Origin of the sequence: Nocardiopsis camelliae, from assembly GCF_028993595.1 — a bacterium.
Classification (GTDB): domain Bacteria; phylum Actinomycetota; class Actinomycetes; order Streptosporangiales; family Streptosporangiaceae; genus Nocardiopsis; species Nocardiopsis dassonvillei.
Genome location: NZ_CP118614.1, coordinates 2,070,134 through 2,091,045 on the forward strand (window position 1 = coordinate 2,070,134; position 20,912 = coordinate 2,091,045).

General features: G+C 74.2%; 9 protein-coding genes. 4 read left to right on the plus strand and 5 right to left on the minus strand.

What is annotated here, in order from left to right:
• Window positions 1-34: 34 nt before the first annotated feature.
• The 4 genes from PV789_RS09150 to PV789_RS09165 form a co-directional block, all read right to left on the minus strand.
• A complete protein-coding gene (locus tag PV789_RS09150) occupies window positions 35-892 on the minus strand; it encodes an SAM-dependent methyltransferase (protein ID WP_274976999.1) in 858 nt (285 codons plus the stop codon).
• Window positions 893-950: 58 nt separating this feature from the next.
• Window positions 951-2,273, minus strand: a complete 1,323-nt coding sequence (locus PV789_RS09155; RefSeq protein WP_274977000.1) for a salicylate synthase — start codon at window positions 2,271-2,273, stop codon at window positions 951-953.
• 140 nt (window positions 2,274-2,413) lie between these two features.
• Window positions 2,414-2,611 (minus strand): ferredoxin, encoded by a 198-nt coding sequence (locus tag PV789_RS09160; RefSeq protein ID WP_274977001.1) that lies wholly within the window; start codon window positions 2,609-2,611, stop codon window positions 2,414-2,416.
• Window positions 2,612-2,778: 167 nt separating this feature from the next.
• Window positions 2,779-4,437 (minus strand): (2,3-dihydroxybenzoyl)adenylate synthase, encoded by a 1,659-nt coding sequence (locus PV789_RS09165; RefSeq protein WP_274977002.1) that lies wholly within the window; start codon window positions 4,435-4,437, stop codon window positions 2,779-2,781.
• 196 nt (window positions 4,438-4,633) lie between these two features.
• Here PV789_RS09165 and PV789_RS09170 point away from each other — a divergent pair, with 196 nt between their 5' ends.
• The 4 genes from PV789_RS09170 to PV789_RS09185 are packed head-to-tail and all read left to right on the plus strand — an operon-like array spanning window position 4,634 to window position 19,729.
• A complete protein-coding gene (locus PV789_RS09170) occupies window positions 4,634-11,158 on the plus strand; it encodes a non-ribosomal peptide synthetase (protein ID WP_274977003.1) in 6,525 nt (2,174 codons plus the stop codon).
• Entirely contained in the window at window positions 11,155-16,632 is a 5,478-nt protein-coding gene (locus PV789_RS09175; RefSeq protein WP_302475391.1) for a non-ribosomal peptide synthetase, read from the plus strand. Before PV789_RS09170 ends, PV789_RS09175 begins: the two co-directional genes overlap by 4 nt.
• A complete protein-coding gene (locus tag PV789_RS09180; RefSeq protein WP_274977005.1) occupies window positions 16,629-17,774 on the plus strand; it encodes an NAD(P)H-binding protein in 1,146 nt (381 codons plus the stop codon). The genes PV789_RS09175 and PV789_RS09180 overlap by 4 nt, the downstream gene beginning before the upstream one ends.
• Entirely contained in the window at window positions 17,771-19,729 is a 1,959-nt protein-coding gene (locus PV789_RS09185; RefSeq protein ID WP_274977006.1) for a Gfo/Idh/MocA family oxidoreductase, read from the plus strand. Before PV789_RS09180 ends, PV789_RS09185 begins: the two co-directional genes overlap by 4 nt.
• Here the strand turns inward: PV789_RS09185 and PV789_RS09190 are convergent.
• Complete coding sequence (locus PV789_RS09190; protein WP_274977007.1) at window positions 19,719-20,900, minus strand: cytochrome P450; 1,182 nt, start codon at window positions 20,898-20,900, stop codon at window positions 19,719-19,721. The genes PV789_RS09185 and PV789_RS09190 overlap by 11 nt on opposite strands.
• Window positions 20,901-20,912 lie beyond the last annotated feature (12 nt).

The window sequence follows — 20,912 nt, forward strand, 5'->3', positions numbered from 1 at the left end:
ACGGTCGGCGACCCGGAGCCGTTCGGCCTGGGGCTCAGTCCGAGGACCGTCGCCCGAGGGCGAGCATGGTCGGATGGACCATGTAGTAGCCCGGGGCGTCGAGGACGTAGTCCGGATGGCCCGGGGTCAGGAGCCGCTCGACTCCGGCCACCTCCTCGACGCTCAGGCCCGCGTCGGTACCGCGCTTGAGCACCGACTCCCGCATTTCCGGCCAGACGACGTTCTCCAGGTAGGGGCGCACGGTCGGGTCGGCGTCGACCGGCGAGCCCACCCTGGGGAAGACGTTCACACGCACGTCGAGCAGCCCCGCGGCGGCCATCCAGGCGGTGTGGCGCTCATAGTGGGCGGGCCCTCCGGAGGGGAGCCCCCAGTTGAGTTCGGACGCGGTGCGCGCCGCCCGCTCCAGCCGTGAGCGGCCGGGCAGGAACATGGCCTGGTAGTAGTTGCTGGTGAACAGCCCCAGCAGGCCGCCGGGGCGCAGGGCGCGCGCGGCGCGTGCGACCAGGTCCCCGGGGTCGTCGAAGTTGCCGGGCCAGACCACGTCCGAGGCCCAGATCGCATCGAACCCGTCGCCGGATCCGGCGGCCTCGTCGAGCACGTCCACCAGGTCGGCGGCGCGCACCTCGACCCTGTCCGACACACCCTCGGACCGCGCGTGCTCCCGGGCGAGGTCCAGCACGTCGGGGTTGCGGTCGACGGCCAGGACCCGGGCCCGCGGGCCGGCCGCCCGGGCCAGCGCCACCAGCCCGCCTCCGGCGCCGGTGCCCGCGTCGAGCAGGCGCGTGCGTCCGGACAGGTCCATCGCCCCGACCGCCTGTTCGACGGCCGGGGCGACGAAGGCCCGGTTGGCGAGCAGGTAGGGGATCAGTCCGTTCTGCTGGATGTCTGTCATGGCGTGGCCACCTCGGCTGTCTCGGACGGGGGACGGTCGCGCTCGTCGGTCGGCGCGGTCACGGCCGCGAGGCGGGTACGACGTGCGGCAGTACGCTGGCCAGTTTCTCGCTGGTCTCCTCGAACTCGCGTTCTGGGCGGGAGCCCTCCACGATTCCGGCACCGGCGCGGAGCCAGGCCCGGCCCTGTTCCTCGTAGACCGCGCGCAGGACCAGCGCGGCGTCGAGTTCACCGCTGGATGCGGCGGTCACCACGGCCCCGGAGTACAGTCCGCGCTCCTCCTCCAGGCGGGTGATCGCCTCGATCGCCGGGGACTTGGGGATCCCCGACGCGGTGATCGCCGGGAACAGGGCCTCGAAGGCGTGCCAGGGGGTGGCGTCCTCGCGCAGGCGCCCCCGGACGGTGGACGCCAGGTGCTGGACGCTGCCGCGGACGGAGACGCCCATGAACTCCGACACCGCGACGGAGTCCGGCACGCACACCGAGCGCATCTCCGAGACGGCTTCGCGAACCGATATGGCGTGCTCGTGGATCTCCTTGGGGTCGGCCTCCAGTTCGGTGCGGGCGGCGCTGTCCGCCGCCTCTCCGCGCCCCGCCGCCCGGGTGCCCGCGAGCGGGTTGGTCAGGACCTCGCGGTCCGGGCCGACCGTGACGACCAGTTCGGGGCTGAAACCCGCGCTGCGGAGCCCGTCCAGATCCAGCAGGAACGACCGCGCCGGTGTGTTGGCCCCGCGGCCGACCGCGTAGGTGGCGGGGACGTCCACGGGCGAGGGCAGCTCGACCTTCCGGGACAGGATCACCTTGTGGTAGTCGCCGCGTCCGATCTCGCCCAGGGCCTCGCCCACGAGCGCGCGGTAGGCCGGGGAGTCGGCCCGTGAATCGACCGTGACGCGGTTCCGCGCCGGTTCGGCGACCTGCTCGCGCAGCACGGAGAGCACCTTCCCGCGCATCTGCGCTCCGCCCCCGCTGATCCGGGCCCCGTCAGCGGTGATGCGGACCTCGGTCTGGGGCACGATGAGGCGGGCGAGCCGCGCGGACCTCTCCGGGGTGGACGGGCGGGCCCCGCGTGACCGGAGCGCGAAGTCGAACCCCACCCAGCCGTAGGCCCGCCAGGTCGGGTCGGGCAGTCCGGCCAGGGCCGCGTCCAAGGCGTCGGCCGGGCTGCCGGTGTAGTCGTGGGAGTCGGCGGTCCCGTCGGCGCCGCGGACCGTGACCCGGTCGCTGTCGAGGTCGATCCCCCACCGCGCACCGCCGCCGAAGAGCCAGACCCCCTCGCGTTCGTAGAGGACGTACTCGGGGAAGAGTCCCGAGCCCGCGAGCCGGGCGGCGGCCGCGACGGGGTCGAGCGGCCCTTCGACCTGTTCGGTTTCACGACTGCTCACGGCCGTCTCCTCGCCCGGGACGGCCCGTGGGCCGCGTCTGGTGTACCCGTGGTCAACATTCTTCTCCGGTCTTGTGTCGGGGCCAGCGAGGACGCCCGTCTCCTCGTCGGGCGCGTGAGCGGGGGGAGCACGTCCGGGGTTCAGTCCGAGGTGAGCTCGATCGCGCCGGAGGGGCAGCGGTCGACCGCGTCGCGCACGTGCGCGACGTCGCGGGGGTCCGGCCGGTCGGTGCGCAGGCGCACGAGCCCGTCCTCCTCGCCCTGGTCGAATACTCGGTCGGCGGCGATGACGCACTGGCCAGCGCCGATGCAGACCTCGGGGTGGACGGTGATGCGCACGCGGGGACGTCCTCTTCACTGTGGAGCGGCCCGGGCAGGGCCGCCGGACGCCCGAAGGCGCCCTGGTGATCGTAAATGATAATCATTTTCGTCAGAAGCGTTCGTCCGTGTGGCTGAGGTCGCAACGCCTTACGTGTCGCTTCGGTCGCGAAGGGTGACGAGGGTCCTCATCGGATCCGCTCGCGCAGAGCGTTCTTGTCGACCTTGCCCACGGGGGTCAGGGGCAGCGTGTCGACGGTCTCGATCCGGTCGGGGGCCTTGTAACCGGCCAGGCCCCTCCCGCGCAGGAAGGCACCGAGTTCGCGGACCGTGGGCGGAGTGCCCGCGCTGACCAGGAAGGCGACCGACCGCTCACCGAGGTTCGGGTCGGGAGCGGCCACCAGGGCGACCGCCGACACGTCCGGGTGGGCGAGCAGTTGGCCCTCCACCTCGGTGGCGTCGATCTTCTCGCCGCCGCGGTTGATCTGGTCCTTTACCCGGCCGACGACGTTGATGTGGCCGCTGGGGTGGAGCCGGACGAGATCGCCGGTCCGGTAGAACCCGTCGGGTGTGAAGTGCGTGGTGGCGAGTTCGGGGGCGCGGTAGTAGCCGCGCAGTGTGTAGGGGCCCCGTGTCAGCAGTTCGCCCACGGCGCCGACGGGCACCGGGGCGCCCGACTCGTCGACCACCCGCACCTCGTCACCGGTCGAGACGGGGCGCCCCTGCGTGGTGCACACCAGCTCCTCGGGGTCGTCGAGACGGGTGACGTTGATCAGGCCCTCGGCCATGCCGAACACCTGCTGCAGACGGCATCCCAGCGTCGGGCGAACGCGGCGCGCGAGGTCGTCGGCCAGCCGTGCTCCCCCCACCTGGAGGACCGAGAGGCTGTCCAGCGCCGCTGAGCCCGGAGCCCGGTCGGCGTAGGCCTCCAGCCACACGGGCACCATCGGCGGACTGAGCGCCGTGACGGTCACGCCCTCGCGTTCGATCAGGGGGAACACCGTCTCGGGGGCGGGGCTGGGCGCCATGACCACCGTCGCGCCCACGGTGAGCGCGCCCAGGACGCCCGGGCAGGACATCGTGAAGTTGAAGGCGACGGGCAGCACCGCGAGGTAGACGCTGTCCGGAGTGAGTTCGCAGGCGGCCGCGGCGGCGCGGGCGTTGTAGGCGTAGTCCCGGTGCGTGCGCGGGATGAGCTTGGGCGTTCCCGTGGTCCCTCCGGAGAGCAGGAGGAGGCCGATGTCGCCGGGGGCGGGGCGCCCGGAGTCGGGGACGCGGTCACCGGAGGTGCCGGAGAGCAGGTCCTCGAAGCCGACGGCGTCATCGAGCCCGCCGGTGTCGCCGACGACGATCACATGGCGCAGCTCCTCGTGCTCCTCGCGCATGGACGCGGCCAGCGTCCGGTAGTCGAACCGCGCGTGGCGGTCGGCCACCGCGTAGCCGACCGCGCGGGTGACCCGCAGGAGGTGGGAGATCTCGTGCCCCCGGTGTCCGGGCATGGCGTGGACCGGGACCGCGCCGAGGTACTGCAGCCCGAACCAGAGCAGCAGGAACTCCGCCCGGTTGGGCAGCTGCACCACCATCCGGTCGCCCCTGCGCAGCCCCAGCCGATACAGCCCGGCCGCCACCGCTCCCGCCTCCGCGGCCAGCTCGGCGTAGGTCCACCGGCGCTCGCCGTCGACGAGTGCGACGGCGTCGGGGCGCTGCTCGGCCTGGTGCGTCAGCAGGTCGGCCAGGACCTCCTCACGCCAGAATCCGGCCTCCCGGTAGCGCTGGCCCGCCTCCTCCGGCCACCCCGGCCAGTCCTGCTCATGAGCTGTTACGGGCCTGTTTGCGCTCTTGGTCATCTCTGCTCCTTTTGCGTTCTATGCCACACATGAGGGGGATCGCGCTCAGTGTGCAGCTTAGGGTAAAAAAGATAACGGTTTTCGTTTTCAAGCAAGCCATCGACCCCCGGTTCCCACCGGGTTCAGGTCGGCCCCCGAAGCCCGCTGCGAGTCAAGGAGACGATCACGCGTGTCGCTGCCAGCCGATCCGCCAACGGTGCCCACGACGGAAGGGGAACTGCGCGCCGCGGTCGCCGCGCTGGTGGACATCCCCCCGGAGGAGGTCGGCCCGGACGACGACTTGTTCGAGCTCGGCATGGACTCCATCGCCCTGATGCGCCTGGCCTCGCGGTGGCGGCGCGCCGGTCTGGGGGTCGGCTTCGACGAACTCGCGGAAGCGGCGACCCTGCGCGGCTGGCAGCGGCTCCTGGCACCGGCCGACCCGGCCCGTGAGCCCGGCTCCGAGGCGGAGGACCCCGGCGGCCCCTTCCCGCTCGCCGCCATGCAGCACGCCTACTGGATCGGGCGCCAGCCGGGCCAGCCCCTCGGCGGGGTCGGCGCGCACTTCTACGCCGAGCTCGACGGTTCGGGAGTCGACGCCACGCGCCTGGAGGCCGCCGTGACGGCGCTGCGCCGCCGCCACGGGATGCTGCGCGTCACCGTGCTCGACGACGGCCGCCAGCGCGTCCTGGACCGCCAGCCCGAGCCCGCGCTGACCGTGCGCGACCTGCGCGAGGAGGCGGCCGAGCGGGTCGACCAGGTGCTCGCCGAACTGCGCGAGCACTACACCCACCGGCGGATGGACGTGGAGCGGGGCGAGGTCTTCGACCTCGCGCTGACGCTCCGCCCCGGCGGCGCCACCCGGTTGCACATCGACCTCGACATGCTGGCGGCCGACGCCGCGAGCATGCGGGTGCTGCTGCGCGACCTCCGACTGCTCTACGCCGACCCCGACGCGGAACTGCCGGAGATCCCCCTGGACTACCGCGCCTACCTGAGCGCGGCCGAGACCACCCGGGCGAGGGAGCGCGAGGAGGACCGCGCCTGGTGGAGCGGGCACCTGGAATCGCTGAGCGCCCCGCCGGCCCTCCCCACCGTCGTGGACCCGCTCGACCCGGACTCCTCCTCGCCGCGCTTCCACCCGACCACCCGACTGCACCACTGGCTCGCCCCCGAGCGCAAGGAACGGCTGGTCGCCGCCGCACGCGGCCACGGGGTCACCCCCGCCGCCGCCTTGGCGGCCGCCTTCGCCGAGACCCTCGGGGCCTGGAGCGACTCCCCGAGATTCCTGCTGAACCTCCCGCTGTTCCACCGCGACCTGGACCTGGCGGGGGCCGAATCGCTCGTCGGCGACTTCAGCAGCTCGATCCTGCTCGACGTCGACCTCACCGAGGAGCGGACCTTCGCCGAGGCCGCGCGCCACGTGCAGACCCGCCTGCGCACGGCGGCCGCCCACGGCTCCTACTCCGGTGTCGAGGTGCTCCGGGACCTCTCCCGCGCCGCCGACGGCGTGCCGGCCCTGGCCCCCGTCGTCTACACCAGCGCCCTGGGCCTGGGCGAGATCTACGACTCCGAGGTCAGGAACGCGTTCGGCGACCCGGTGTGGATCATCTCCCAGGGGCCCCAGGTCTGGCTGGACGCCCAGGTGACCGAACTCGACGGCGGGCTGCTCCTGAACTGGGACGTGCGGCACCGCGCGTTCGAGCCCGGGGTTCCCGAAGCCGCGTTCGATGCCTACCGCGACCTCGTCGAAGCCCTCGTCGACGACGCCTCGGCGTGGAACAGGCCCGCGGCCCCGCCGTTGCCCGAGGCCCAGGCGCGCGTGCGCGAAGCGGTCAACGCCACCGACGCGCCGGCCGTGACCGACCGGCTGCACGAGGGCTTCTTCCGCTGCGCGCGCGAGAACCCCGCGGCCGTCGCGCTGGTCCCCGACTCCGGCGAACCGGTGACCTACGCCGCGCTCGCCGACCGCGCGGGCCGTGTCAGCGCGCTGCTGTCGGAGGCGGGGGTGGCACCGGGCGACGCCGTGGTGGTCAGCCTCCCCCGTGGCGTGGAACAGGTCGCCGCGGTGCTCGGAGTCCTGGGCGCGGGCGCCGCCTACATCCCCGTCGGCGTGGAACAGCCCGCCGAGCGGATGGCGCGCGTCCTGGACGCGGCCGACGCCGCGGCGGTGCTCACCGGCTCCGCGCACGCCGACCGGTTCACCGACCCGGCACGGGGCGGACAGGGGACCCCGGTCGTGCTGATCGGGGACGCGGACCGGTTCGCACCCGCGCCTCCGCAGCTCCGGCAGCCCCTCGACGCGACCGCCTACGTCATCTTCACCTCCGGTTCCACCGGGGTCCCGAAGGGCGTGGAGGTCGCGCACGCGGCGGCCGTGAACACCATCGCCGCGCTGAACGACCACTTCGACGTGGGGCCGCGCGACCGCGGCCTGGCACTGGCGGACCTGGACTTCGACATGTCCGTCTACGACCTCTTCGCCCCCCTGTCCGCGGGGGGTTCGGTGGTCCTGGTCGGAGACGAGTCCCGCCGCGACGCCCACCACTGGGTCACGTTGATCCGTGAGCACGGGGTAACGCTCCTGAACTGCGTGCCCGCTCTGCTCGACATGGTGCTGACCGCCGCCGAGTCGCGTCCCGAGGGCCTCGGCGACCAGTTGCGGTTCGTGCTGCTCGGCGGTGACTGGGTCGGTCTCGACCAGCCCGCGCGCCTGCGCGCCCTGGTCCCCGGCGCACGGTTCACCGCCCTGGGCGGGATGACCGAGGCCGCCGTGCACTCCACGGTGTTCGAGGTCGACCGGGTCGACCCCTCCTGGGCCTCGATCCCGTGGGGGAAGCCGCTGCCCAACATGCGCGCCCGGGTCGTGGACCACCGAGGCCGCGACCGCCCCGACTGGGTGGCGGGCGAGCTGTGGGTCAGCGGCGCGGGACTGGCGAACGGCTACCGCGGAGACCCCGAGCGCACCGCCGACAAGTTCGTGACCGACCGGGGCCGCCGGTGGTACCGCACCGGAGACCGTGCCCGCTACCGGTCCGACGGCGTCCTGGAGTTCCTCGGCCGCGCCGACCACCAGGTGAAACTACGCGGACACCGCATCGAGCTGGGGGAGGTCGAGGCGGCCGCCGCCTCGTGCCCGGTGGTCACGGCCGCGGTCGCGCTCATCACGGGTACACCGCGCAGGCTCGCCCTGGTGGCGGCCGGGGTGACGGGCCCGGCGGCCGAGGCGGAGCTCCGCGCCGCTCTGGAGCGCAACCTCCCCTCCTACATGGTCCCCTCCCAGACCGTGCTGGTGGACGAACTCCCCCTGACCGCCAACGGCAAGCTCGACCGGCGGCGCGCCGAGGCGCTGACGGCGGCCGCGACCGGCCGCGCGCCGGAGGGCGACCCCGACGGGGACCGGTCCCCGCGGGGATGGGCCGAGACCGTGGTGGCCGAAGTCTGGGGCGGACTCCTGGGCGTCGGGGCCGTCCGGCGCGACGACGGGTTCTTCGCCCTGGGCGGTGACTCGCTGCTGGCGACCCGGATGATCGGCGCCCTGCGGGAACGGGGCGTGGGCGGCGCGCGGGTCGCGCGACTGTTCGCCTCGCCCGCGCTGGCCGACTTCGCCGCCACGCTCACACGGCAGGAACCGTCGGCCGACGCCGTCCTGGGGGAGGGCGACCCGGCCAACCGCCACCAGCCCTTCCCGATGACCGACGTCCAGAGGGCGTTCTGGATCGGGCGCGACAGCAGGCTCTCCCTCGGGGGCGTGGGCACCTACCACTACAGCGAGTTCGACGGCGCCGACTTCGACCTCGACCGCTTCGAACGCGTCTGGGCGGCCCTGGTGGACCGGCACGAGATGCTGCGCGCCGTCTTCGACGAGGACGGAAGGCAGCGCATCCTGCCGCAGGCGCCGCCGGTCACGGTGGCGGTCACGGAGGTCGACTCCGAGGAGGAGGCGGCGAAGGTCCTGGCCGGGCTGCGCGAGGAGTCCTCCCACCTGAGCATCGACCTGACCCGGTGGCCCCTGTTCGAACTGCGGGCGGTGCGCTACCCCGGCGGCGGCGCGACGCGCACGCGCCTGGCGATCGGGCTCGACTACATCGTCCTCGACGCCGCGTCCATCATCGCCCTGTACGGGGAGCTCGACCGGCTCTACAGCGACCCCGAGGCGGAGCTGGAGCCGATCGACGTCTCCTTCCGCGACTACGTCCTGCACTCCGAACCCGACCCCGACTCGGTCGAGCAGGCGCGCCGGCACTGGACGCGCCGGCTCCAGACGCTGCCCCCGGCACCCGCGCTCCCGCTGGTCGCCGACCCCTCCACCGTGGAGCACCCCCGCTTCACCCGGCGCCAGCGCCACTTCCAGGCGAAGTCGTGGGAGGCGATCACCGACAAGGCCCGGGCACACGGTCTGACACCGTCGGTCGTCCTGCTCACCTGCTACGCCGAGGTCCTGTCGGCGTGGAGCGACCACCCGGACGTGGCGGTCAACCTCACCCTGTTCAACAGGCAGCCGGTCCACCCCCGCATCGACCTGATCATGGGCGACTTCACCTCGGTCTCCCTGCTCGGGTACGAGCCGCGCACCGGGGAGCCCTGGTCGGAGGCCGCCCACCGCCTCCAGCGCGTCATGAGTGAGGACCTCGACAACCGCGATGCCTCCGTGACCTGGCTGCTCCAGGAGCTCGCCAAGCGCACCGGCGCGGTCGACGCGGCCATGCCCGTGGTCTTCAGCAGCTCCGTCGGAGTGGGCGACCGCACCGTCAAGGACCTCTCCGACGGCTTCCCCGAGAAGGTGTGGGGCATCTCCCAGACCCCGCAGGTGCTCCTGGACAACCAGGTCACCGAGTCCCACGGCGGTGTCATGGTCACCTGGGACGCCATCGAGGAGCTGTTCCGCCCCGGCGTGCTCGACTCCATGTTCGACGCCTACAACGCGATGCTGGCCTGGCTGGCCGGGAACGACTGGGACACGGCCGCCCCGCCGGTGCTGCCGCGCGCCCAGGCGGACGTGCGGCTCAGCGCTCAGGGCGCCGTCCCCGCCGTCCCGGAGGGCACCCTCCACGGCGAGGTCCTGCGCCGGGCGCAGGACCGGCCGGACCTGCCCGCCGTCCTCGGGGCACCGGAGCACGAACCCCTCACCTACGGCGCGCTCGCCGCGCGGGCGGCCCGGGTCGCGGGCGGCCTGGCCGAGCGGGGCGTGGGCCCCGGCGACGTCGTCGCCCTCGCCCTGCCCCCCGGAGCCGACCGGGTCGTCGCGGTCCTGGGAGTGCTCTCCGTCGGTGCGGCCTACCTGCTGACCGACCCGGGGGAGCCCCGCCCGCGGCGCGAGGACGTCCAGCGGGCGGCCGGGGCCCGCACCGTGATCGTCGCTCCCGGGCGCGCGGACGGCCCGGACCAGGCCGACATCGGGGACCTGACCGCCGCCGAACCCCTGCGGGGCGCGGTCGCCGCCGACCCCGGAGCACCGGCCTACGTCACCGTCGGAGCCGGTCAGGACGGGGCGGACCCCGCCGTCGAGTTCGTCGAGCACCGGTCCGCGGTGGCGACGATCGCGGCGGTACGCGAGAGGTTCGGCCTCGACGCGCGGGACCGGGTGCTGGCGGTCGACCTCCCGTCGGCCGGAGTGGACGCGTTCACCGTGTTCGGTCCTCTCGGCGTCGGCGGCGCACTCGTGTGCCCCGGAACCGAGGGGACGGGCGACCCGCGCACCGCGGTCGCGCTGGCCGCCGAGCACGGCGCGACGGTGTGGAACGGCCCGCCGATGCTGCTCGACGAGTTGATCGCGGCGGCCTCGACCGAGGAGGAGGAGCCGCTGCGGGGCCTTCGCCTGGCGCTCGTCTCGGGCGACCGGGTGAGCACCGGCCTGCCCGGGCGCCTGCGCGGGGCCACCGGCGGTGGAGGCGGGCTCGTGGCGCTGCACGGCGGCCGCGGTGTCTCCGGCTGGGCGAGCGCCGTCGAGCTCGACGGCGGTGCGGACCGCTCCGCGCCGTCCGGGACGCCCCTGCCGGGCCACCGGTTGCGCGTCGTGGACTCCGCGGGCCGCGAATGCCCCGACCAGGTGATCGGCGACCTCTGGACCGGCGGTCCCGCCGACCCGTCCGGGAGCCTCCGCCCGGCGGGTGTGCGAGCCCGGTACCTGCCGGACGGCACGGTCGAGTTCCTCGGCCCCGAGCCGCAGGCCGTGCTCAGCGGCCGCCGCGTCGACCTCGGCGCCGTCGAGAGCGCGGCCGAATCGCACCCGGGCGTCGTCCACGCGGCGGTGGTCACCGTGGGGGAGGGACGTGAACGGCGGCTCCACGCCTTCATCGTGACCGCCGACGGCGAGGAGGCGGACGGCCTCTCCCGGCACCTGGCCGACCTGCTGCCCCCCTTCGCCGTGCCGGCCCGGCTCACCCGGCTGCCCCGCCTGCCCCTGACCGCCGCGGGCGCCGTCGACCGCGGCGCGCTGGCCGAAGCGGCCGTCGCCGAGGAGCACGCCGCCTCGGGCCCGCCCACGGGGGAGACCGAGGTCCGGATCGCCGCCTTGTGGATCGAGCTCCTGGGCACGCGGGCCGACCACCGCTACGCCGACTTCTTCGCCGCCGGCGGCGACAGCCTGAGCGCGCTGCGCCTGGTCACGGCCACGGGCGAGGAGTTCGGCGTCGAGATCTCGGTCCGTTCGTTCCTCACCGCATCCACCCTCGCCGACCTGGCACGACAGGTAGACCACGCCCTCGCCTCCCGCGACGACGAAGAAAGCGGAGTCCTGTGAACGCCCATCAGATCGTTTCCGAAATGGAGAAGGACGGCATCCGGCTCTGGGAGGACGGCGGTGCCCTGCGGTTCCGAGCCCCCAAGGGCGTGCTGACCGAGGAGCGCAAGGCCCTGCTGCGCGAGAACCGCGCCGACGTCCTCGCCCACCTGACCGCGCGCCGCCGCGCCGCCCGGATCACCCCCGCTCCCCAGGAGGCCCACACCCCCTTCCCGCTGACCGACATCCAGGCCGCCTACCTGGTCGGCCGCGGCAGCGCGTACGGGTATGGCGGAGTGGCCTGTCACGTCTACGTCGAACTCTCCTTCCCGGCCGACACCGACCCGGGGCGGCTCCAGGACTCCTGGTGGTCCGTGGTGCGCCGCCACGGCATGCTGCGCGCGGTGGTCCACCCCGACGGTTTCCAGGAAGTGCTTCCGCGGATCCCGGAGGAGCCGGTGCCGACCGCCGACCTGCGCGGCGCCTCCTCCGCCGAGGTCGGGGCGCGCGTGGACCTGGTGCGTCGCGAGCTGGCCTCCAGGGTTCCCCCCACCGACGTGCCGCCGCTGTTCGAGCTGCGCATGACGCGCTGCGACGACGAACTCATCCTGCACCTGTCGATCGACCAGCTCATCGTCGACTACGCCAGCCTGCTGCTGGTCCTGTCCGAGCTGGAGGACACGTACCACGGCCGTGGGGGCGAGACCCCGGAGATCGGGTTCCGCGACTACGTTCTGGCGCGCCGCAACCAGACCCTGACCGGCGAGTACGACCGCGCACGCGACTACTGGACCCGACGGCTTCCCGACCTGCCCCCCGCCCCCGACCTGCCGCTGCCCGCGGACGGCGGGCGGGTCGGCGCCTTCCGGCGCTTCGAGGAGGTGCTGAGCGCCGGGCAGCGCGCGTCCTTCGAAGCCAACGCCGTCCGCGCGGGCGTCACCGCCTCGGCCGCCGCGATGGCCGCCTACGCCGAGGTGCTGGGCCGCTGGAGCCGCAGCCCCCGGTTCACGCTCAACGTCCCCACCTTCACCCGCCTGCCCCTGCACGCCGACGTCGACCGCCTCGTGGGGGACTTCACCTCCGTCGAGCTCCTCGCCGTCGACCTGCGGCCCGCGCAGACGTTCGCCGAACGCGCCGCCACCCTGCGCGACACCCTGCTGGAGGACCTGGAGCACTCCCTGTACACCGGGAGCCAGGTCCTGGCCGACCTCACCCGTCGCAGCGACAGCGACACCGTGCTCATGCCGGTCGTGTTCACCAGCACGCTCGGCTCCGCGGCGGCCCGCCGCCCCGCGGCCGCGATCCGCCACGCCCAGACCCAGACCCCCCAGGTCTGGCTCGACTGCCAGGTCATGGAACGCGCCGACGAACTCGCCCTGAGCTGGGACGTCCGCGAAGGGGTGCTGGGCGGCGACACCGCCGCCGACCTCTTCGCCGCCTTCGCGGCCCTCATGACCCGCCTCGCGGAGGACCCGGACGCCTGGAACGAGGCGGCCCGCGTCGAGCTGCCCGAAGCCACCCGCGCCGTCCGCGAGCGGGTCAACGACACCGCCGCCCCGGTGCCGCGCGCCCTGCTGCAGGACGGGGTGCTCACGGCGGCCGAGCGCGACCCCCGGCGCGTCGCCGTCATCGACCGGGACCGCTCGCTGACCTACGGCGAGCTGGTCGCGCACGCGACGGCTGTCGCACGGGCGCTGGGCGCCAGCGGCGTCGGCGCGGGCGACCTCGTCGCGATCACGATGGAGAAGGGGTGGGAGCAGGTCGCCGGTGTCCTGGGCACCCTGCTCGCGGGAGCCGCCTACCTCCCCCTGGACACCACGCAGCCGCCGCAGCGCCGTGGGGCGATCCTCGCCGACGCCGGCACCTCGGTGGTCCTGACCCAGTCCTGGCTGGTGGAGGAGGGCGAGTGGCCCCCGGGGTGCAGGACCGTCGCCGTCGACGGCCTCCCTCCCGTGTCCGGTCCCGCGCCGCGGCCCGATACCGGCCCCGACGACCTGGCCTACGTCATCTACACCTCGGGGTCGACCGGGGCGCCCAAGGGCGTCATGATCAGCCACGCCGCGGCGTTGAACACGATCACCGACGTCAACCGCAGGTTCGGCGTGACCGCCGACGACCGCGTCCTCGCGCTGGCCCAGCTCGGCTTCGACCTGTCCGTCTACGACGTCTTCGGCCCGCTGGCGGTGGGGGCGGCTGTGGTGCTGCCGGACCCCGCGCGCCGCGGTGACCCCTCCGAGTGGATCGAGACCGTCCGGAACAGGCAGGTCACGTTCTGGAACTCGGTACCGGGACAGCTCCAGATGGTGCACGACTACCTGCGCGCCGACGACCCTCCCCTGCCGTCCCTGCGCGTCGCGCTGCTGTCGGGGGACTGGATTCCCACCGCCCTGCCCGAGGCCGTGCGGTCCTGGGCCCCGAACATGGCGGTGCACAGTCTCGGCGGGGCCACCGAGGCCTCCATCTGGTCCATCCACCACCCGATCGACCGGGTCGACCCCGCCTGGCGCAGCATCCCCTACGGCAGGCCGATGGACAACCAGACGTTCCACGTCCTCGACACGGCGCTGCGCCCCTGCCCCGACCTGGTCGTCGGCGAGCTGTACATCGGAGGCGTCGGTCTGGCGCAGGGCTACTTCGGCGACAAGGAGCGGACCGAGGCCCGGTTCATCCGGCACCCGGAAACCGGTGAGCGCCTCTACCGCACCGGTGACATGGGCCGCTACTGGCCCGACGGGGTGATCGAGTTCCTCGGGCGCGAGGACCAGCAGGTCAAGATCCGCGGTTACCGGATCGAACTCGGCGACGTCCAGGCGGCGGTGGAGTCGCTGCCGGAGGTGGGCGCCGCCGCGGTCGTGCTCACCGGCGGGCGCGCCACCGCGCCCACGGGCGCGGGACAGAGCCTGACGGCCTTCGTCGAACCCGCCCGTCTGGACACCCCCCTCCCCGTCCCCGAGACGCTGGTCCCCGCCGTCCGCGACGCCGCCCGGGAGGTCGGGCGGCGGGTGGACACCGCGGGGCTCGCCGCGTTCCGTGCCGCGCTCAGCGAGGCGGCCGCGGCCTCCGTCGCCGACACGCTCGCGCCGGTGTTCGCCGACGGCGGCGCGTACTCACCGGAGGAGGTGTCCGACGCTCTGGGAGCGGCCCCCGCACACCACCGGCTGGTACGGCGCTGGCTGAACGGGCTCGTCACCGCCGGTCTCCTGGAGCGCACGCCCCAGGGGAGGCTGAGCGGCCTGCGGGCCCCCGGTCCGCAGGCAACCGCCCGCGCCTGGGCCGAGGCCGCCCGGCTGGAGAGCGAGGCGGGGTGGAGCACCGAGCTGTTCGCCACGGTGCGCTCCAGCGCCGAGCACCTGTCCGACCTGATCGCCGGACGTGAGGAGGCGGCGGCCCGGCCGTTCTCCGGAGCCGATCCGCGGGCGCTGACCGCCGCCTACGCGGAGAACGCGGGCTCCTCGGCACTGCGTTCGGTCCTGGCCGCCGCGGCCGCCGAGATCGCCCGGACCCGAGACACCCCTGACCCGCTGCGGGTCATGGAGGTCGGGCTGCGCGGCGGTGGAGTCGCCGCCGACCTGCTGTCCGCCCTCTCCGACCACCCGGTCGACTACCTGGCGACCGACGGGTCGGCCCAGAACCGCTCCGCGTTCGAGCGGGACTTCTCCGACGACCCCCGGGTGCGCTGCGCGGCCTTCGACCCCGCGCAGGACCCGGCCGAACAGGGACTGGCGCGCAACTCCGTCGACCTGCTGGTCTGCGTCGGCGTCCTGGACAACCTCCCCGACGCGCACGCCGCCCTGGACCGGCTCTCCACCCTGGTGGCGCCGGGCGGGTGGATGCTCCTGCTGGCCAACACCGATGACGACGACCACGCGCTCCGCGTCTCCGCGGAGTTCATGGCCGAGCACGCGGGGCCGTTCACCGACGTCCGCCGGGAGCGGGAGCAGACCTTCCTCAGCCACGAACAGTGGCGGGAGCTGATCGGCGACAGCGACAGCGACAGCGGCCGCCGGATCGCCGCGGAGTTCCCCGAGGACCCCGAAACGGCCCGGGCCTTCGGCCAGCACCTGTACCTGGTCCAGGCCAAACCGGCGCAGGCCCCGGTGGCGGTGGAAGCACTGACGCGCCGCAGCCACGAGCTGCTCCCCGAGTACTCGGTGCCCGCGCACTGGGAGATCGTCGACGCCCTGCCGAGAACGGAGAACGGCAAACTGGACCGCAGCGCGCTGGAGAAGCGGTCGCTCCAGCTGGGAACCGGCTCCGCGGAGGAGGCCGGTGACCAGACGCCCCGCGACGACCTCGAACGCGCACTGGCCGACCTGTGGGCCGAGCTGCTCGAAACGGAGCACATCGGACGCGACGACGACCTCTTCGCGCTGGGCGGCGACTCGCTGCTGGTGGCCCGGATCGTCGGGCGGCTGCGCGACGGGCTGGCCGGGCACGAATGGGACCTGGAGTGGGAGGTCGTCCTGCGCCACCTGCTGCGCCGGCCGACCATCGCGGGCCTGGCGGCCTACCTGCGCGAACTCTCCGCCCCCGAAGCGGAGGAGGAGGCCGAGAACTCGCCGCTGGTGGAGCTGATCGCGCCGCAGGCCGGTGCCCCGGTGACCGTGCTCGTGCACGCCGGAACGGGGACCCTGCTGCCGTACCGGCCCCTGGTCACCCGGCTCCGCGCCCGTTCCACCGAAGGGCACGGGCTGGTGGGCCTGGAGCTGCCGGTACCCGAGGACTTCCGCAACGCCGACCCGAACGGGCTCATCGACCGCACGGCCGCCGAGTACGTGCGCGCCCTGGTCGACGCCGGGCACACGCGGGTCGACGTCGTCGGCTACTGCGTGGGCGGGGTCATCGCCACCGAGGTGGCCCGCGGGCTCGCCGAGGCCGGTGCCACGGTCCGCAGCCTCACGGTCATCAGCAGCCACAGCCCGACCTTCCGGATCGACGACGAACTGCTCTCCGAGTACTCCTTCTCGCTCATGATGGGCATGGACCAGGCCCGTATCGGGTTCCCCGCCGACTCCGACCGCGTCGGCGAGGCGGTCTCCTCCCTGCTCGACCGTTCTCCGGATGCCGTCCTGGACGGCGCGATCGCCGATCTGGACGGGGAGTTCGCCGATGTCGGGGCCTCCTTCGAGGCCCTGGAGGCGCTGCCCAGAATGGCCCGGGTGAAGCGCATGTGCGAGGCGCTGCCGCCCGAGCTCGCCGACACCTACCAGCCCGAGGGCCTGCTGCGGGCGCTGCGCACCTACCAGCAGAGCATCTTCGCGCTGAGCCGGCACCGGGCCGAACCCTACGCGGGCGACATCACCTTCCTGCGGCACAACGGCGCCTACCCCTTCCCGGGAAGCGCCGACACCATCGCCGACCACTGGGCGCGCATCTGCCTCGGCGAGCTGCGCACCCGCGACATCCCCGGCGAGCACTTCACCTGCATGACGGGTCAGAACGTCCCCACCGTGGATAGCCACCTGCACGAGATCATCGAAGGGAAGACGTCATGATCGGCCTCATCGGCGCCTCGGGCGCGGTCGGCCGCCACACCGCCGCCGCCCTGGCCAGAGCGGGCGTCGGCCCGCTGCGCCTGGGCGCCCGGCGTCCCTCCGCCGTCCCCCCGGGCCCCTGGCCCGAGGGCAGCGAGACCGTCGGGGTAGACGCCCTGGACCCCTCCTCGCTCGCCCGGTTCAGCGCGGGCTGCACCCTGGTGGTCAACTGCGCCGGGCCGAGCTACCTGCTCAAGGACACCGTCGTGCGGGCCGGGCTGGCCGCGGGCGCCGACGTCGTCGACGTCCTGGGGGACGACCCCGTCCACGAGTCCCTGACGGAGTCGGGCGGGGTCGGGCCGGACCGCTGCGTCGTCCTGTCGGCCGGGACCGTTCCCGGCCTGGCCGGCCTCATCCCGCCCTGGCTGGCCGGAGCCGGCCCCGCGAAGGGGCCGGCGCGCAGGATGACCGGCTACGCCGGAGGGCTGGAACACGCGACCGAGAGCGTGGCGGCCGACATCGTCCTCTCCCTCGACACCGGCGGGTCCGGCGGCGAGCGCTTCGGCCGCCCCCTGGCGGCCTGGCGGCACGGCCGCCGGGCCGACAGGGTCCTGCGGGTGGCCGACGGAGCCGAGGTGCCCTACTTCCCCCACCGGGTCGCCCTGCACCCGCTCCTGACCGCCGAGGTGGAGCGCCTGGCCGCGCGGATGGGTCTGGCCGAGGCCGACTGGTACAACGTCTTCCCCGGAACGCGGGTGCGCGAACTGTTCACCGCGCTGCCGACACTGCCCATGGACACCGCGGGGGAGCGGGCCGCGGTGACCGAGCGCATCCGGCGCGCCGCCGAGGTCGACGCCGCGGGCAGCGCGCCCTACTACCGCCTTGTGTTCAGCCTCTCGGGGCAGGACTGGGCGCGCACCTGCGTCGTGTACAGCGAGAGCAGCTACCGGCTCACCGGCGCGGTCGCGGCGCTCGCGGTCCTGGACGTCCTGGCCGGCCGCGTCGGCAGGGGGCTGCACTACGCCGCCGAGGCGATGGACCCGCAGGCCACGGTGGCGGCGCTCAGCGCCGACGGGGACGCGGAGTTCGCGGTCCACGAGCACGCCGTCGCGCTGCCCGGCCCCGGGGACGCGGACGCCGCCGTCGAGGACGGTGCCCTGTGAGCCCCCGCACGCCGCTGCGCGCCGTCGTCTGCGGCACGAACTTCGGCCGCTTCTACATCGACGCCGTCCAGCGCCACCCGGACTTCACCCTGGCGGGGATCCTCTCCACCGGCAGCCGCTACTCCCGGGAACTGGCCGAACGGCACGGCGTGCCCTGCCACACCGCCCCGGAGGAGCTGTCCGACGACATCGACGCCGCCTTCGTGGCGGTCCCCGCGGCGGTCATGGGCGGCAGGGGTTCGGAGCTCGCGCGCACCCTGCTCGACAGGGGGGTGCACGTGCTCCAGGAGCACCCGCTGCACCCCGACGAGCTGTCGGAGTCCCTTCGCGCGGCGCGGCGGGCCAACCGGCAGTTCCAGGTCAACACCCACTACCCGCACGTGGCCCCGGTGCGCGGCTTCATCGAGGCGGCCGGCAGACTGAGGAAGCTCCAGCGCGTCCTGTTCGTCGACGCGGCGGCCCCGGTCCACGTCCTGGCCCCCCTGGTCGACATCCTGGCCCGGGCCCTGGGCGGTACGCGCCCCTGGCGGCTGGGTGACCCGGCCCCGGTCCCCGAGGACGTCGCCGCGGCCGCGAACGGCGAGGCGCCGTTGAGGCTGCTGCACGGCGCCATCGCCGGAGCCCCGCTGACGCTGAGGGTGCACAACCAGCTCCACCCCGGAGACCGCGACAACCACTCCCTCTTCTGGCACCGCGTGGCGGTGGGCACCGAAGGGGGAGTCCTGACCCTGGCCGACACGCACGGCCCCGTGCTGTGGCACCCGCGCGTGCACTCCCCCCGCGACTCCGGGCACCGGTTGGTGTTCACTCCCGGGGCCGGAGCCGAGGCGCTCCGGCTGCCCGCGTCGGCGGTCCTGGACGGGGTGGACCCGCCGCCCCGGATCTCCGACATCTTCTCGGAGCTGTGGCCCGCGGCGATCGGCGAGGCCCTCGACGGCTTCGCCGCGGCGATCGCCGCGGGCGGGGACCCGCTCCGGTCGGCCCAGCACGACCTCGCGGTCTTCGCGGTCTGGCGGGACCTGATGGCCCGTCTGGGGCCACCGGAGCTGATCCGCCCCGCCGACCCCGAACCCCTGGCGCCCGCCGTGCTCGCGGCACCCGGCGCCCCGGGCACGGCGGGGCCCGCCGTGCCCGGGCCCGAGGGGGCCCGCCCGGCCCCCGCCGGTGAACCGGCCCGCCCGCACGCGGCGGACCTGTCGGACTACAACGAGGCCGCGGAGTTCTTCGACCTCGGCGCGCGCGAGCACACCGCCCGCACCGGCCCCGCGGTCGTCGCGTGCCTGTCGGGGATCGATCCGGACGCCGGGCCCCTGGTGGACATCGGCGCGGGCAGCGGGCTGGTCACCCGGCAGGTCGCGGCGGCCTATCCCGACTGCCGCCTGATCGCCACCGAACCCGCCGCGGGGATGCGCGCCCTGCTCACGGCCCGGGTCGGCGACGACCCCGGGCTCGCGCGAAGGGTGACCGTCCTGCCCCACGCCGCGGAGCGCCTGCTGGAGCCGGGAGTCCTCCCCGAACGGCTGTCCGGGGTCGTGCTCTGCGGTGTGCTGGGCCACCTCGAACCCGACCTGCGCCGCGAACTCCTGCTGGGGCTGGCCCGGCGCATGGCGCCCGGGGCCCCGATCGTGGTCGAGCTGACGGGGATGCGCGAGCCCACGACGATCCGCCCGACCCTCCTGCGCCACGCCGAACTCGGCGACCAGCGGTACGAGTGGTGGATGTCCGGAGAACCGGACGGTCCGGGCCGGATGCGCCTCGACACCGAGTGGCGCGTCCTCCGCGGGGGCGAGCCCGTCCGCGAGGTCCGGGAGCAGTACCGCTGGTACACGCTGGAGCTCGCCCAGCTCGCCGAGGAGTGCGGTCTGCGCCTCACTCCGCCGCCCGAGCCCCACGCCGCGAGCGTGCCCTACCTGGGTACGCTCACGGCGCCGGGGGACGGTTCGGTCACCACGTGACGAGCACCCGTTCGGGTCCGAAGGCGATTCCGTCGTGACGAAAGCGAACCGACGAGAACGGCTCGGCCGCCCGCAACCCGGGCATCCGGTCGACCAGGGTGCCGATGGCGACACCCAGTTCGAGGCGGGCGATGTTCTGGCCGACGCACTGGTGGATCCCGTAGCTGAACGCCACGTGGGTCCTGCCGGTGCGGTCGAAGTCGATCCGCCCGGGGTCGGGGAACACCGCGGGGTCGTGGTCGGCCGCCGCCAGCAGCGGGATGATCCCGTCGCCGGCGGGGATCACGGTCCCGCCGACCTCGATGTCCTCGGTCGCCGTGCGCAGCGCGATGGAGTCGCCCACGGAGAGCGCCCGCAGGAGTTCCTCGACCGCCTGCGGGAGCACCGCGGGGTCGCGCCGCAGCCGGTCGAGCAGATCGGGCCGTTGCAGCAGCGCGAGCACGCTCAGCGCGATCTGGTTGGTGGTGGTCTCCCACCCGGCGACGATGAGGATGCTGATCGTGGTCACCAGTTCCTGCCGGGTCAGCTCGCCCGACCGCAGCTGCTCGTGGACCAGCCGGCTCAGCAGGTCCTCACCGGGGTCGTCCTCCTTGGCGCGCACGGCGTCCTCCACCACCGCGCCCAGGGCGCCGATGCCCTCGCTGGCGCCCTCGGCGGTGCTGCCGCCCCCGCCGAAGACCTGCGATCCCAGGGTCTCGGTGACGCGCCGGAACAGCTGGTCGCCGCGGCGCAGACCGATCAGTTCGCACATGACGGTGCTGGAGACCACGTGGGCGAAATGGGTCACCAGATCGGCCGGCGGGCCGTAGTTCAGCAATTCGTCGATTCGGTCGTCGACGATCCGCTGGATGTCGCGGCGCATCCGCCGGGCCTTGCGCACCGTCATCTCGGCCAGCAGCATCCGGCGGAACCGGGAGTGCTCGGGCGGGTCCATCCGGATGAACGGCGTCGTCTTCGTGCCGGCCTCCTGTTCGCCCTCCACCAGTGCGGGGAAACCGGGACGGCGGATGTCCGCGCTCACGCGGGGGTCGGCGAGTACCGCGCGGACCTCCTGGTATCCGGTGACGACCCAGGCCGTGCGGCCGGTGGGTAGGCGCACCCGCGCCACGGGCCCCCGCTCGCGCAGGTCGGCGTAGGCGCCCGGTGCCGAGAACGGGCACCCGCGTGGCATGGGAAAACCCGG